Source organism: Curtobacterium oceanosedimentum, from assembly GCF_040545555.1.
Classification (GTDB): domain Bacteria; phylum Actinomycetota; class Actinomycetes; order Actinomycetales; family Microbacteriaceae; genus Curtobacterium.
This window is the reverse complement of record NZ_JBEPMD010000020.1, coordinates 14443-28160: the sequence shown is the minus strand read 5'-3', so window position 1 is coordinate 28160 and position 13718 is coordinate 14443. Positions and strand designations below refer to the sequence as shown.

General features: G+C 73.3%; 14 protein-coding genes. 6 read left to right on the top strand and 8 right to left on the bottom strand.

Annotated features, from left to right (window positions below):
* Positions 1-54: 54 nt before the first annotated feature.
* Positions 55-1014 (top strand): EamA family transporter, encoded by a 960-nt coding sequence (locus ABIC52_RS15710; RefSeq protein WP_354027777.1) that lies wholly within the window; start codon positions 55-57, stop codon positions 1012-1014.
* Here the strand turns inward: ABIC52_RS15710 and ABIC52_RS15705 are convergent.
* A complete protein-coding gene (locus ABIC52_RS15705; RefSeq protein ID WP_126892026.1) occupies positions 983-1975 on the bottom strand; it encodes an epimerase in 993 nt (330 codons plus the stop codon). The genes ABIC52_RS15710 and ABIC52_RS15705 overlap by 32 nt on opposite strands.
* On the bottom strand, positions 1972-2679 hold the full coding sequence (locus tag ABIC52_RS15700; protein ID WP_209676248.1) for a DUF4166 domain-containing protein: 708 nt from the start codon (positions 2677-2679) through the stop codon (positions 1972-1974). Before ABIC52_RS15700 ends, ABIC52_RS15705 begins: the two co-directional genes overlap by 4 nt.
* Before the next feature lie 47 nt (positions 2680-2726).
* Here ABIC52_RS15700 and ABIC52_RS15695 point away from each other — a divergent pair, with 47 nt between their 5' ends.
* A complete protein-coding gene (locus ABIC52_RS15695) occupies positions 2727-3641 on the top strand; it encodes a cation diffusion facilitator family transporter (RefSeq protein WP_209676245.1) in 915 nt (304 codons plus the stop codon).
* 40 nt (positions 3642-3681) lie between these two features.
* Here ABIC52_RS15695 and ABIC52_RS15690 read toward each other — a convergent pair whose 3' ends face one another.
* Both ABIC52_RS15690 and ABIC52_RS15685 read right to left on the bottom strand, forming a co-directional pair.
* Positions 3682-4311 carry a hypothetical protein gene (locus ABIC52_RS15690; protein ID WP_209676242.1) on the bottom strand — a complete coding sequence of 210 codons (630 nt, stop codon included), beginning with the start codon at positions 4309-4311 and terminating at the stop codon, positions 3682-3684.
* Positions 4312-4483: 172 nt separating this feature from the next.
* Positions 4484-5752, bottom strand: coding sequence for an MFS transporter (locus ABIC52_RS15685; protein WP_126892030.1), 1269 nt, complete (start codon positions 5750-5752; stop codon positions 4484-4486).
* Positions 5753-5800: 48 nt separating this feature from the next.
* Between ABIC52_RS15685 and ABIC52_RS15680 the strand changes: the two genes are divergently transcribed.
* Entirely contained in the window at positions 5801-6712 is a 912-nt protein-coding gene (locus ABIC52_RS15680) for a LysR family transcriptional regulator (RefSeq protein ID WP_354027776.1), read from the top strand.
* 267 nt (positions 6713-6979) lie between these two features.
* Here ABIC52_RS15680 and ABIC52_RS15675 read toward each other — a convergent pair whose 3' ends face one another.
* From ABIC52_RS15675 to ABIC52_RS15660, 4 genes are all read right to left on the bottom strand, one after another.
* Complete coding sequence (locus ABIC52_RS15675; protein WP_126892032.1) at positions 6980-7246, bottom strand: hypothetical protein; 267 nt, start codon at positions 7244-7246, stop codon at positions 6980-6982.
* A complete protein-coding gene (locus ABIC52_RS15670) occupies positions 7243-7884 on the bottom strand; it encodes a DUF308 domain-containing protein (RefSeq protein WP_354027775.1) in 642 nt (213 codons plus the stop codon). The genes ABIC52_RS15675 and ABIC52_RS15670 overlap by 4 nt, the downstream gene beginning before the upstream one ends.
* Positions 7885-8041: 157 nt before the next feature.
* On the bottom strand, positions 8042-9910 hold the full coding sequence (locus tag ABIC52_RS15665; RefSeq protein ID WP_354027774.1) for a lectin-like domain-containing protein: 1869 nt from the start codon (positions 9908-9910) through the stop codon (positions 8042-8044).
* Positions 9911-10107: 197 nt separating this feature from the next.
* The gene (locus ABIC52_RS15660) at positions 10108-11751 is read right to left on the bottom strand and encodes a glycoside hydrolase family 13 protein (RefSeq protein ID WP_354027773.1); all 1644 of its coding nucleotides are present in this window, start codon (positions 11749-11751) and stop codon (positions 10108-10110) included.
* Between the two features lie 111 nt (positions 11752-11862).
* Between ABIC52_RS15660 and ABIC52_RS15655 the strand changes: the two genes are divergently transcribed.
* The 3 genes from ABIC52_RS15655 to ABIC52_RS15645 all read left to right on the top strand — a co-directional run bounded on the left by ABIC52_RS15655 (position 11863) and on the right by ABIC52_RS15645 (position 13717).
* A complete protein-coding gene (locus ABIC52_RS15655; protein WP_354027772.1) occupies positions 11863-12420 on the top strand; it encodes an NADPH-dependent FMN reductase in 558 nt (185 codons plus the stop codon).
* A 156-nt stretch (positions 12421-12576) separates the two neighbouring features.
* The gene (locus ABIC52_RS15650) at positions 12577-13089 is read left to right on the top strand and encodes a MarR family winged helix-turn-helix transcriptional regulator (RefSeq protein WP_209676230.1); all 513 of its coding nucleotides are present in this window, start codon (positions 12577-12579) and stop codon (positions 13087-13089) included.
* A gap of 121 nt (positions 13090-13210) precedes the next feature.
* Positions 13211-13717, top strand: coding sequence for a Dps family protein (locus ABIC52_RS15645; protein WP_126891959.1), 507 nt, complete (start codon positions 13211-13213; stop codon positions 13715-13717).
* Position 13718 lies beyond the last annotated feature (1 nt).

Sequence of the window (13718 nt, the reverse complement as noted above, 5' to 3'; positions counted from 1 at the left end):
ACACTGTCGGACCGTGCGCTGGTGCTACCGCTTCGGGTGCGGGACGATCGATCCGTGCTCTTCCGCGACCGCATCCTCGCCCTCGTCGTCGCCGTGGCGTGGGGGCTGAACTTCCCGGCGACCGCGATCGCCCTCGACCACTGGCCGCCGTTCCTGCTCGCGGCCGTGCGCTTCACCCTGCTGGCACTGCCCACGATCCTGTTCGTACCGCGCCCCAAGGTCCCGTTCCGGTGGATCGTGCTCGTCGGCGCGACGCTCGGCGTGCTGCAGTTCGCGTTCCTGTACCTCGGCATGGCAGCGGGGATGCCGACGGGCCTCGCGTCGCTCGTGATCCAGGCGTCGGCGCCGTTCACGGTCGTGCTCGCCGGGGTGCTGCTGCGCGAGAAGCTCACCGCCCGCCAGGTCGTCGGGGTGTCCGTCGCCGTCGCAGCCCTCGGCGTCATCGCGGTGCACCGGGCGCAGACCGCGGCGCTGCTGCCGGTCGTGCTCGTGCTCTGCGGGGCCCTCGGTTGGGCGCTCGGCAACGTCGCGACGCGGCGGACCGGCCCGGTCAACCCGCTCCACCTGACCCTGTGGTGGGCGGTCGTCCCGCCGGTGCCGATGTTCGCCCTGTCGCTGCTCGTCGAGGGCCCGGCGCGGGTCGGGCAGGCGTTCGGCACGGCGTTCACCGCGTCGGCGCTGCCGGCCGACCTCGGCCTGCTCTACATCGTCGTGGCGGGCAGCCTGGTCGGCTACGGGATCTGGTCGCGCCTGATGGGCAGGTACCCGTCGAGCACCGTCGCGCCGTTCTCGATGCTCGTGCCCGTGATCGGGGTGCTCGCGTCGTGGGCGGCGTTCGGCGAGGTGCCGGACGTGGTCGAGGTCGTGGCGGGCGCCGTGGTGGTGGTCGCCGTGCTGTGGTCGTCGCGGACGCGCCGCGTGCCGCCGGCCGTGGCCGCGGTGCCGGTGGTCTCGCCGGAGGACGTCGAGACGCCGCAGCCGGTCAGCCCCGGTGCTGCCGGCGCTCCGCGATGATCCCGGCGAGGGCGCCGCGCAGGTGCGGGTACCGGAACTCGTAGCCCGCCTCGAGCAACCGCGTGGGGACGACCCACCGGCTCTTCAGCACGAGCTCGGTCTCGGTACGGATCGCGAACGACCCGATCTCGAGCATCCACCGCCACGTCGGCAGGCCGAAGCGTCGCCCGACCGCGTCGCGGATGGTCGCCATCACGGTCCGGTTGTCCGACGGCTCCGGGCTCGAGACGTTCACGGGCCCGTCGATGTCCTCGTGGTCGCGCACGAACCGGATCACCCCGAGGACGTCGGCGATGTGCACCCAGCTGAACCGCTGCCGCCCACGCGTGTGCCGGTCGTGGTGGTACGTACCCGCGCGGAGCCGTGCACGCGTCGGGAACCACGGCCCGTCGAACTGCGGCCCGCCGAGGCCGGCCTGGGCCAGTCGGAGCAGCGGGACGAGCGCGCTGCCGTCGCCGAACACGATCGCCATCCGCAGCGCGACCCGGCGGGTGTGCGGCAGGTCCGCGCTGAACAGGGCGTCCTCCCACGCCTTGGCGACCGAGACCGAGAAGCCCTCGCCGAGCTCCCCCGTCACCTCGTCCTGCGGTCGGTCGTCGGCGTGCCGGTAGATGGTCGCGGTCGAGGCGTTCAGCCACAGCGGCGGCGGGTGCTCGGCGGTGCGGATCGCCTCGGCCAGCTCGAGCGTGGTGTCGACCCGGGAGCGCATGATCTCCGCCCGGTTCCGACGTCCGTAGCGGCAGTTCACGCTCTTCCCCGCCATGTTCACGACGATCGCGGCGCCGTCGACGAGCTCGCGGATGCGGAGCGTGTTGCCCCACACCGCGTCCCCGGTGCGTCCGACCGTGACGACCTCGTACCCCTCGTCGCGGAAGGCGCGCTGCAGGTACTGCCCGACGAAGCCGCCCGCTCCCGCGATCACGGCGCGACCCCTGGGTGCGCCGGTCGTGTCGTCGCTCATCGTTGCCCCCGTCGTGCTGTCCGGCCTGGTCCGGTGTCCGGCCCGTTCGCATCGGGCTCGATCCGGTAGCGGAAGGAGCCCTCGTACCGGTACAGCGTGCCGACCAGCGGCGCCGAGAGCCGCAGGGACACGCGCTGCACGTCGGCATCGTCATCGAATCGTTCCACGAGCGTCACGCGCGGGGCGACGACGGCCGGGAGGCTCCGGTCACGTCCCAGCGCGCGCACCGTCACGCGGGTGGAGACCAGGCGCAGGGCGCCCGCGTCCGGCCCGTCCGCGTCGACCTCCGCCCGGAGCAGGGCGCTGACGCGCCCACGGCGACCGAGGTGGTCGACGAGTCCGTGCGGTCCGGCGGCGATGGCGTCCACCATCGTGCGGCTCCCGGAGCGGAAGCGGAAGGTGCGGTGCGCGCGCACGGCGACCGATGCCTCCCGGCCGTCCACGGCGCCGCGGCCGACGCGAGCCGGGCGGTTCTCGACCGTGAAGGGGACGTCCCGCTCCCACACGGGGAACATCACGGCGTCCCGTGCGAAGACGGCGAGGAGCGGCCAGACCCAGCGCCGTGGCGTCCCGACGACGGCGAACACGCCCTCGCCGCGACCGACGTGACCGGACGGCACCGCCCCGAAGTACGTGCGCAGTCGTGGGTGCAGCCGGGCGAGCACGTCCTCCGGCGTCGTCAGCTCGTAGGGCGACCGGGTCACGCTGCCGATCCTGGCACGGTGTCGGCACGGTTCCCTACGATCGAGGCATGGGACACGACCACGCGCACGGGCACGCCGGCGCTTCGGAGCGGGCACTGCTCGTCGCGTTCTGCATCTCGGCGGGCATCCTGCTCGCCGAGGTCGTCGGCGCGGTCGTCACCGGCTCCCTCGCGCTGCTCGTCGACGCGGGGCACATGGTCGTCGACACCGGCGGCCTCGGCATCGGGCTGGTCGCCACCCGGCTCGCGCGCCGCTCACCGACGGCGCAACGGACGTGGGGCTACCAGCGCGCCGAGGTGCTCGGTGCCACGGCGCAGGCAGCCATCCTGCTCGCGGTCGGCGTCTTCGTCGTCGTCTCGGCGATCCAGCGGCTGTTCGTCCCCGCCGAGGTCCACGCCGGCCCGCTGCTCGTGTTCGGTGTGGTCGGACTCGTCGGCAACCTCGTCGCCTACGCGGTGCTCGCCCGGGCGTCGGGCGAGGGCTTCACCTCGCGGGCGGCGCGGCTCGAGGTGCTCAACGACACCCTCGGGTCCGTCGCGGTCATCGCCGCCGCCGCCGTGCTCGCGGTCACCGGGTGGGAGCGGGCCGACTCGATCGCGGCGATCCTGATCGGGCTGCTCATCCTGCCGCGCGCGGTCCGGCTGCTGCGCGAGACGGCGAACGTGCTGCTCGAGTCGACACCGCCCGGGCTCGACCTGGACGACGTGCGGGCGCACATCCTCGAACTCGACCACGTCATCGCCGTGCACGACCTGCACGCGACGCTCGTGGCGACCGGGGTGCCGAACCTCACGGCGCACGTCGTGGTGGACGACCACTGCTTCTCGACCGCCCACGCGCCGCGGATCCTCGACGCGTTGCAGCAGTGCGTCGCCGAGCACTTCGACGTCCCGGTGGAGCACTCGACCTTCCAACTCGAGCCCGCGTCGCACCAGCGGCACGAGCACGAGGTGCACGCGTAGGGACGGCGCGGCACCGAGCCGTGCGGCGCGTGCGGTGTGGTCAGCAGCCGCCGTCGTCGGTGGGGAACGCGGTGATCACCCGGTCGGTCGTCTCCGACACGATCACCCGCACGTTCGGCTCCGCTGCCGGTCGCGACCCGTCGTCGAAGCGCACTGCCGCGGCGTAGCAGACCTTGCCGTCACCGGCGTCCTGCGGGTACCCGGCGGGCGGCGACTCCAGCACGGACCGGACGGCGGTGAGCATCGCGTCGTCCCAGTCCCGTGAGCCGTGGCCCCGGACGACGTCCTGCCAGTCGGCGGTGTGCCGGACGCGGATGTGTTCGTAGCCCTGTCCGGACGTGCCGCACTGCAGTTCGACCGGTCCGAGGGCGGCGGTCTCGTACCGGGCGACCACGGCGCGGCGGTCGGAGTCGCAGCGGTCGAGCACGTCGGCGCCGGGCAGGTCGGGGCCGGTCCGTTCGATGGTGACGGTGCCGTCGCGGGTCATCCCGCCGGCAGCGGGTGCGCTGCGGTCGACCGTGGTGCCCGGGGTGCCGGCAGGGGTCCCGCCGCCGACCACCGGGTCCTCACCGCTGCGCTGTGCCGTGAGGGCGAAGCCGCCGACGACCAGACCGGCCGCGACGACCGCGGCGACGACGGTGACGGCCGGGCGTCGGCGTTGCTGGGGCATGCGCCCCAGTATGCCGGGGCGGTCGGCGGCATCGGCGCGCCGAGGGTGCGCTGCCCCTCCTTCCCGGCGCCGAACCACGAGATCGACATCGAACCAGGGAGCACTGCTGGTTCGATGTCGTGCTCGTGGTTCGATCCATCCGGGACCCCGCGGCACAGCGCGTCGCGGCGGACTACTCCGCGTGGGCCGCCAGGCGCAGACCGGCGACCAGGGCGAGCACGACGACGAACGCCACGTACCCGAGGAGCACCGGGAGCGTCGGCACGACCAGGAGCGCCGCGCCGACCGCGACGACGGGCACGGTCAGTCCCGCGTACGCGATGAGGAACGTGGCCGCGAGCACCCCGCCGCGCTGCTCCGGCCCGACGAGCGACCCTGCTCGGGCGATCGACGCCCGGAAGAGCAGCCCGACACCGGCACCCGCGACGACCCCGCCGCCGATGAAGCCCGCGACCTGCAGGAGCACTGCGGCGACCGCGAGCACGAGGAGACCGCCGACGAGCAGCACCAGACCGAGCCGGATCTGGCGTCGCTGGGTCAGCTTCGCGAAGACGATCTGCGACACGGCACTCGCGGCGAAGACCCCGAACGTGGTGGCGCCCGCGGCGAGCCGGTCGGTGACGTGGAACGTGGTGCCGAGGAACGTCGGCGCCACCGAGGTGAAGAGCCCCTGCACGGCCAGGGCGGCGAAGGCAGCGGTACCGGCGGCCCAGAACACGCCGGCCTGTCCGTCGGGAGCAGCCATCCGCTGCGGTCGGTACGGCACCGGCTGCTCCGGACGCTCGACGGTCTCCGGCGCGGCGAGGACCACCGCGAACGCGACGACCAGGGCGACGACGAACACCACGTACGGCACCACGAGCGGCTGTCCGACGTACTCGGCGAGCGCCCCGCCGACCAGGGCGCCGATCGACAGCCCGCCGAGGTTGACCGCGCCCGCGGCGACGCTCGCTCCCTGCGCCGACGACGACGAGCCGGTCGCACGGACCCGGAGCTCCCCCAGGTGCGCGGTCGCGGTCGCGGTGAGCAGGCCGACGCCGAGTCCGGTCACGAACCGCGCCACGACGAGCCCGGCGACGTCCGACCACAGCAGGAAGAGCACGGCCGCGACGAGCTCGAGGGCGATCGACACCAGGATCAGCGGACGTCGTCCGTGCACGTCGCTGAGGTGTCCGGCCAGGAAGAGCGAGGCGACGACCCCCACGCCGTAGGCGGCGAAGACGACCGTCGTGGTGAAGGTCGGGAACCCGTCACGCGCCTGGTAGATCACGTAGAGGGGCGCCGGGACGGTCGCGAAGGCCATCACCGACAGGAACGCGAAGGCGACGGCCCAGAAGCCGAACCCGTGGCGGCGGCGGGAGTGCGCGCGTCGCCCTCGCGGAGCGGGCACGGTGCGGGATCCGGTCTGCGGAGCCGGGACTGCGGTGGTGGTCGAGGACATGCTCCGATGGTGCTCCGATCAAGTCATCGAGTCCAACGGGCGCTCTTGATGATCGACATCGATCCGGTCGATACTCATCCGATGGAGACCCGTCTGCTGGAACAGTTCGTGGCCGTCGCGTCCGAGGGGAGCGTGACGCGGGCCGCCGAGCGGCTGTGGGCCGCGCAGTCGACCGTCTCCGCCGGCATCGCGTCCCTGGAACGAACGCTCGGCGTGCGACTGTTCGACCGCACGGGCCGCCGTCTCGTGCTCACCACCGCCGGCGAGCACCTGCTCCCCCACGCGCGGTCCGTGCTCGACTCGCTCGACCGGATGCGGGACCTGGCGACCGTCGACGACGCCGACCTGCGGGGCAGGGTGCGCCTGGGGATCTTCACGAGCATGGACGTCGTCGACCTGACCGGGGTGCTCCGACGGTTCCGGCAGCGGCACCCGCTCGTGGCGGTGGAGCTCATGACCTCGCCCACGGGGACGACGGGTCTCGTGCAGGACCTGGTCGCTGGGCGGCTCGACCTGGCGTACACGGCGCTGCCGACGGTGCCGCCCGGTCTGGTGGTCGAACCGTTGCGCGAGATGCCCTTCCGGGTCTTCACCGCGGCGGACCACCCGCTGGCACGTCGCCGGTCGGTGTCGCTGGCCGAACTCGCCGGGGAGCCGTTCGTCGACACGGCGCACGGGTTCGGCAACCGGACGATCCTCGACACGGCGCTCGACCGGCTGGGCATCCGCCGACGGGTCGTCGCCGAGATGAACGACATGCCCGCCGTCGTCCGCTTCGCGTCGGCGGGACTGGGCGTCGGTGTCGTGCCGGACGCGGGTGTCCGGCACGACGGCGCCGTCCTGGAGCTCGAGGACGCGGTCGAGCCCCTGCGCATCGGCCTGGCGATGCGCGCCGATCCGGAGCCGAACCGCGCGACGCGGACGCTGGCCCGCGACGTCGTCGCGGCCCGCGTGCCCTGAGGGCGTGCGGGGTGCGGACGCGACCCACCGGCGGACGGGAGGCACGGGACGGGTCCGCCCCGTGCCTCCCGGTCGTCAGTCCCCCCAGATATCCTCGACGACGGCCGCCAGTGCACGGACGATCTCCTCGTCCGTCTGCGCGGTCACGTCCATCGGTGGTCCCCCTTCACACAGCGGTGTCGGACGGCGTGCCGATCCTGACAGCGAGGGCGTGAACCGGGACGCTCGGGCGTGTCGGCGCGGACGCCGAGGATCGCCGTAGCGGGGTCAGTGGAAGTCGTCGCCCTCGGACCGCTCACCCGGCGACCGGTGGCCGCCGAGCATGTCGTTGTCGTCCTGGTCGCTCGAGGCCGCGAGCTGCAGCATCGCGAGGATCACGACGACCACGATGAACGCGACTCCGAGGAACACCAGGGAGAGTTCGAGCTCTCGCGTGGAGAAGAGCACGACCGCTCCGGTGAACACCGCGACGACCGCCGAGATCACGAGGAGCTCGGCGGGGCGCAGGCGGTCGCGACGGCTGGGGGTGCTCATGCGTGTGGTGCTCCGTCCGGGGCTGCGGCAGGTGCCGTCGTGCCCCACTTGTGCGAGAGTCCGGCGATCACGTGGAAGACCGCCGCGATGGCGAGGTAGGCGCCGAGCAGCCCGACCAGGACGACGGCGGCGTCCAGGGTGCCGGTGACCTGCTCGACGCCGCCGAGCTGCTGGGAGTAGTCCGGCGGTGTCAGCAGGAACGCCACGGCCAGCAGCAGCGTGAGGCCACCGATCGTCGTCCAGTCGCGGGCGAACGGCGATCGACCGCGCGCGCGGACCCCCTGTGCGAGTTCGACGGCGCCGGTCAGCACGGCCCAACCCACGACGACCGTGATGAACGCCGGGAGCCCGACGCCGTTCGTCGCGAGAGCGGCGACGCCGGCGACGAGGGAGACCACCGACTGCACGAGCGTGGTCGCCCGGGACCGCCCGTCTGCGGGCATCCGGCGGAGGGCGGCCCACCCGAGCACGACGGCGTCGACGACCACGAACCCGCCGAAGAGCAGCAGGCCGTAGCCGGCGGCGTGGTTGGACGAGAAGGTAATGACGAGGGCCACGACCGCGGCTGGGACGGCCCGGAGGACGGGGATCGGCCAGTACCGCGCGCGCTGGCCGGCGTCGTCCACGGAGTCGGACACAGGACCTCTTTCGGGCATGCGGATCGTGGTCCGAGTCTACCGCCGGCGCCCCGGACGTCCGACCGGAGCCGCGCTCGGCCGGAGGCGCCGGCACCGGTCGGGGTCCGGCAGCCCTCGACCGGTGGCGGCACCGTCCGTCGTCCGGTGGCGTCGTCGGTCAGTTGGTGTCGTCGGTCGCACGCCTGCGCCGGGCGACCCACCATCCGCTCGCTCCGAGCCCGACAGCGGCAGCAGCCAGGGCGGCGAGGAGCACGAGCCCGTCGGCTCCGGTGTACGCGAGGGCTCCGGTGCCGTTCCCCCGAGCTGCGGTCCGTCCGTCGCCGGCGCCCGTCGACGCGGCCGGAGCAGGCGTGGGCGACGCGCTCGCCACCGGGGTCGGCGGCGGCGTCCCCGCGCCGTCGCCGTCGCCGTCGCCGTCGCCGTCGCCGTCGCCGGGTACCGTGACGCCGATCGACACCTCCGGCGAGGGGTCCCCGCCGTCCGGGTCGGTGGGGGACGTCGCGGTCGCCACGTTCACGACGTCGGACCCGTCACCTCGGTAGTCCGGGTCGAGCACCGCGCGGATGCGGAACGACCGGGTCCCGCCGACCGCCAGCGCCTCGTCGGACCGACAGGTCACGTGCTGTCCCTCGGCGGAGCAGTCGTCGTCGGACCCGCTGAACCGCATCGCCGCCGGCAGGTCGTCCACCACGCCGACCTCGTGCGCAGGGTCCGGCCCACGGTTCCTCGCCGTCACCCGGTACTCGACCTCGTCCCCCGGTGCCACGCCCGTCGAGGGCGACACCGCCTTGTCGGTCTCGAGCTGCGCCTCGGCACGAGGTGCTGGCTCCAGACGACTCGAGGCGACGGACCGGTTGTCCGACTCGTCGACGTCCGCCAGGGACGCCGGCGGAGTGACGGTGGCGGTGCTCTCGAGCGACCCGACGGCGTCGTCCGCGACGGTGCCCGTCACGGTGACCGTGGCCGCGCCGTCCCGGAGCAGGTCGAGCGCGACGTCGACGTCTCCCGTGCCGGTACTCGCGCCGCAGGCGGACCCGTCGGTCGCGCTGCAGGACCACGTCACGTCGCGCAGACCGTCCGGGACGTCCACGTGGAAGGCACTCGGGTCGGATCGGTTCGGACCGGCGTCGGACGCGGTGACGGTGTAGCTGAAGGGCTCTCCGGGCCGGGCCGACGCCGGGAGGTCCTGCGCGACGCCGAGGTCGACGGGCTGGGAGACCCGGACCTCGTCGATCTCGTGGACGTCGGCGTAGTCACCGGTCGCGGCCGAGAATCCCAGTCGCAGCGTGTCCGGCAGCGGCGCCTGCCCCCGCCCGTGGAGCGGGACGCGGTCGAGGACGGTCTGCAGCACGCCGCCGACCTCGAGCCGGACCGTCACGAACAGTTCGCCGCTCGCCCCCGGGACGAGGCTGATCCGGACCCGCCGCGTCCCGGAGCCCTCGGTGAGGGTGCCGCCCGGCGCCGGCACCCCGTCGACGTACCGGTAGCCGGTGGTGCCGTCACCGGACCCCCGCACGACGATCGAGTCCGGGCGACGCCCCACACCCGATCCGTTGATGTCCTGCGAGAAGTTGCCGTAGTGGTCGACCGCGACGGCTGCGAACCCGCCCGGGACCCCCGGGAGGTCGCACGGTGGCCCACCGCCCTGGGTGGCGCTCGACCGACAGGCGTACCCGAGCGCTGCGCCGTAGGCACCGACGCCCTGCTGTGCACGGCCGTCCGCCAGGAAGAGGAGCAGCCCGTCGGCCCCCAGCTCCCCGGTGTCGTTGTCCATCGAGTACGAGAACTCGATGTCGAGTCCGAGGTCCGACCGGAAGGTGTCGTCCGTCGACCAGGCGCCGGCCTGGTGGGTCGTCTGGTCCGTGAGCCGGAGTCGCCCGCCGACGACCTGCGCATCCCCGCTCAGGGTGCCGCCGGCCGCGGAGTCGAAGCGGTTCACGTACGGGAACGCGAGGTCGTCCGCGGAGGAACTCGACGGCAGGAGCGCCGGCGCCGCGAGGACGGTCAGGGCCACGAGGCCGCTCACGAGGGCGCTGCGTGGGCGCCGTCGGTGGCGGCGTCGGCCGTCCGGATGGACCGTTGTCGGGATCGAGGTGTCTGTCATGCCCCGATCGTCGCGAGCGGGGCGCCCTCGTCAGTGGCCGTCGGGTCTTCCTGTGGAGAACGGCTCCTCCGAGCGACGCTGTGCAGGGATGGCCCGGGGACACCCGAGCCGCACCTCGGTCAGGCGAGCCACACCGTGGTCTCGCCGGGCAGCATCCCGTCGCCCGCGTCGAGCGGTCCGGACGCCAGCACCACGGAGCCGGACGGCATCGGCACCGGCGACGTCCCGAGGTTCGACACCGAACGCCAGCCGTCGTGCCGGGCGAACGCCACGACGTCGTCACCGGCACCGAGCCACGTCAGCTCCTCACCCTGCTGCAGTCGTCGCCTGGCGGTCGTCGCCCGGCGGTAGAGCGACAGCGTCGACGTGGGGTCGCCGTCCTCGGCCTCGACCGACGAGTCACCGAAGTCCTCCGGCTGCGGCAGGTGCGGTGCGACGTCGCCGAAGCCGAACGACGGGCCCGTCCGCGTCCACGGGATCGGCACACGGCAGCCGTCCCGGCCCTTCACCGTGTGCCCGGTGCGGATCCACTTCGGGTCCTGCAGCAGCTCGTGCGGGATCGCCGGGGCCTCGTGCAGCCCGAGCTCCTCGCCCTGGTACAGGTACGTCGACCCCGGCAGCGCCAGGACCAGCAACGTCGCCGCGCGCGCCCGGCGCTCCCCGCGCCGGCGGTCCAGCTCGGGCGAGGTGCCGTCGGTCAGCAGCCACGCGTCGGTGTCGGTACCGTCGGGCAGGCCGTACCGCGTCGCGTGCCGGACCACGTCGTGGTTCGACAGCACCCACGTCGAGGAGGCTCCGGACTCGGCCGACATCGCGAGGTTCCGCTCGATGATCGTGCGGAAGGCCCGGGCGTCGTACGGAGCCTCGAGCAGGTCGAAGTTGAAGGCCTGCCCGAGCTCGGTCGGCCGGGCGTAGAGCACGCGGCGGGGCGCCGGCGCCCAGGCCTCGGCGATCGCGGCACGCGGTGGGTCGTACTCGTCGAGCACGGAGCGCCAGGTCCCGAAGATCTCGTGCACCTCGTCGCGGTCGTACAGCGGGTCCGAACCGTCGAGGGGCAGGGCCTGCTCGTTCGAGGGTCGGTACGGCGTCGACAGGTCCTTCGCGAGTCCGTGCGCGACGTCGACCCGGAAGCCGTCCACCCCGCGGTCGGACCAGGACCGCAGCGTGTGCTCGAAGTCCGCACGGACCTCGGGGTTCGACCAGTCGAGGTCGGGCTGCTCCGGCGCGAACAGGTGCAGGTACCACTGCCCGTCCGGCACCCGCGTCCACGCACTGCCGCCGAAGTTCGACACCCAGTCGCTCGGCGGCAGCTCACCGGCCTCCCCCGCCCCGTCCCGGAACACGTAGCGCGCACGCTCGGGAGAGCCGGGTGCGGCCGCCAGCGCCTCGCGGAACCACTCGTGCTGGTCGGACGTGTGGTTCGGCACGACGTCGACGATCACGCGGATGTCGTGCTCGTGCGCGGTGCGGATGAACGTGTCGACGTCGTCGAGCGTGCCGAGGCGCGGGTCGACGTCACGGTAGTCGGCGACGTCGTAGCCGCCGTCGGCGAGCGGCGACGGGTAGAAGGGCGAGAGCCACACCGCGTCCACGCCGAGCGACGCCAGGTACGGCACGCGGCTCGTGACGCCCGCGATGTCACCCAGGCCGTCCGCGTCGGTGTCCGCGAAGCTCCGCGGGTACACCTGGTACACGACGGCCTGGCGCCACCAGTCCGGGTCGGTGGTGCGCGGGGTGCTGGCGGGCGTCCGATGGGTGCTCACCGGGCCAACCTACCCAGCCGGTCCGGACCGGGAATGCAGCGTCCAGGGTCCGCATTGGTTGTCCCTGACACCATTCTGTGACCGAACGGTCACGGACAGAAGGGAACCACCATGACGAACGTCCTCGCTCTCGTCGGCAGCCTGCGCGCCGGCTCGATCAACCGGAAGCTCGCCGAGGCCGCCGAGCAGCACGCCCCCGAGGGGATCACGCTCACCACCTTCGACGGCATCGTCGACCTGCCCTTCTACAACGAGGACATCGACGGCGACACCCCGCCGGCCGCAGCCGTCGCGTTCCGCGACGCCGTCGCCGTCGCCGGCGCCGTCCTGCTCGTCACCCCCGAGTACAACGGCACGATGCCGGCCGTGCTGAAGAACGCGCTCGACTGGGGCTCGCGTCCGTTCGGCTCGTCGCCCCTGTCGGGCAAGCCGCTCGCCGTGATCGGCTCGGCCTTCGGCCAGTACGGCGGCGTGTGGGCGCACGACGACGCCCGCAAGTCCGCGGGCATCGCGGGCGCGACGGTCCTGGAGGACGTCAAGGTCGCCATCCCGCAGTCGGTCGTCCGGTTCGCGGAGACCCACCCGCGCGAGGACGCCGAGGTCGTCGAGCTCGTGCAGGGCGCGCTCCGCGCCCTGGCGGACGCGGCGGACGCACGCGCCGCGGCCTGAGCGACCGGGTCGCCACCCGGTGACCACGAGACGGCCTGGAGGCGCGGTGCCGGCTGGTGCCGCGCCTCCAGGCCGTCCTGCACGGACGCGACGACCCGTCCACAGGATCCGGATCCGCTAGACCACCGAGATACCAGACGGGTTACCCTGAACGGCATGTCGACGCAGGAGATCACGGAGGCGTCGGGGTACTGGTTCCCCGACGACGACGCCACGCAGCGCGGCGTCGCCGTGCTGAACGCCCTGCGTCGCTACCGGGCGGCCGAGACCGCGATGCGGCGACGGACCCGCGACTCGATGGGGATGGGCGAGACCGACCTGCTCGCCGTCCGCTACCTGCTGCAGGCCCAGCGCGCCGGCCGCACGGTCAAACCGAAGGACCTGTCCGCCTACCTGAAGATCTCGTCGGCCTCGACCACGATCCTGATCGACCGGCTCGTGCGGTCGAACCACGTCCGTCGTGACCCGCACCCGACCGACCGTCGCGCGCTCGTGATCACCCCCACGACCGAGACCGACGACGAGGTCCGCGCCACCCTCGGGGTGATGCACCGGCGGATGATGTCCATCGCCGAGGGGCTGTCCGCCGACGACGCCCGCGTCGTCGCGTCCTTCCTCGAGCGGATGCGCGACGCCGTCGACCAGGTCGACCCCGCGCCCGAGCACTGACGGTCGGCGCCGGAGCACGACCGTCGGCCCCACGGGGGACGCCCGGGTGCACGTGCACTGAGAGCGTCGTCCACGCGACCGCGTAGACCAGAAGGGTCACCGACCGCGAAAGGAGCCGATCATGCACGCATCGGACAAGCTCGCCGCCAACCTCCAGGCCGTCCTGGTGGACCTCGTCGACCTGCACCTGCAGGGCAAGCAGGCCCACTGGAACATCCTCGGACACAACTTCCGCGACCTGCACCTGCAGCTCGACGAGATCGTCGACGCCGCACGTGAGTTCGCCGACGACACCGCGGAGCGCATGCGCGCCCTGTACGCGATCCCGGACGGCCGTTCGGCCACGGTCGCCGCGGGCACGCACCTCGACGCCTTCCCGGACGGCGAGATCGACACGCACGACGCCATCGACGCCATCACGCTGCGGCTGTACCAGGCCACCGGCACCATGCGCGACGTGCACGACGAGGTCGACGACGAGGACCCGACGACCGCGGACCTGCTCCACGGCTTCATCGAGCGCCTCGAGCAGCTCGCCTGGATGGTCTCCGCCGAGAACCGCGAGCCGCGGACCCCGCTGGCCGCCGCCACGACCCCGGCCGTCGCCGAGGCCTCCGAGCACGAGTAGG

What these genes read in the sequence shown, in the direction of transcription:
- ABIC52_RS15705 (WP_126892026.1), bottom strand. Translation starts at nt 1,975, where the DNA reads ATGAGCGACGACACGACCGGCGCACCCAGGGGTCGCGCCGTGATCGCG.
- ABIC52_RS15695 (WP_209676245.1), top strand. Translation starts at nt 2,727, where the DNA reads ATGGGACACGACCACGCGCACGGGCACGCCGGCGCTTCGGAGCGGGCA.
- ABIC52_RS15690 (WP_209676242.1), bottom strand. Translation starts at nt 4,311, where the DNA reads ATGCCCCAGCAACGCCGACGCCCGGCCGTCACCGTCGTCGCCGCGGTC.
- ABIC52_RS15685 (WP_126892030.1), bottom strand. Translation starts at nt 5,752, where the DNA reads ATGTCCTCGACCACCACCGCAGTCCCGGCTCCGCAGACCGGATCCCGC.
- ABIC52_RS15680 (WP_354027776.1), top strand. Translation starts at nt 5,801, where the DNA reads ATGATCGACATCGATCCGGTCGATACTCATCCGATGGAGACCCGTCTG.
- ABIC52_RS15675 (WP_126892032.1), bottom strand. Translation starts at nt 7,246, where the DNA reads ATGAGCACCCCCAGCCGTCGCGACCGCCTGCGCCCCGCCGAGCTCCTC.
- ABIC52_RS15655 (WP_354027772.1), top strand. Translation starts at nt 11,863, where the DNA reads ATGACGAACGTCCTCGCTCTCGTCGGCAGCCTGCGCGCCGGCTCGATC.
- ABIC52_RS15650 (WP_209676230.1), top strand. Translation starts at nt 12,577, where the DNA reads ATGTCGACGCAGGAGATCACGGAGGCGTCGGGGTACTGGTTCCCCGAC.
- ABIC52_RS15645 (WP_126891959.1), top strand. Translation starts at nt 13,211, where the DNA reads ATGCACGCATCGGACAAGCTCGCCGCCAACCTCCAGGCCGTCCTGGTG.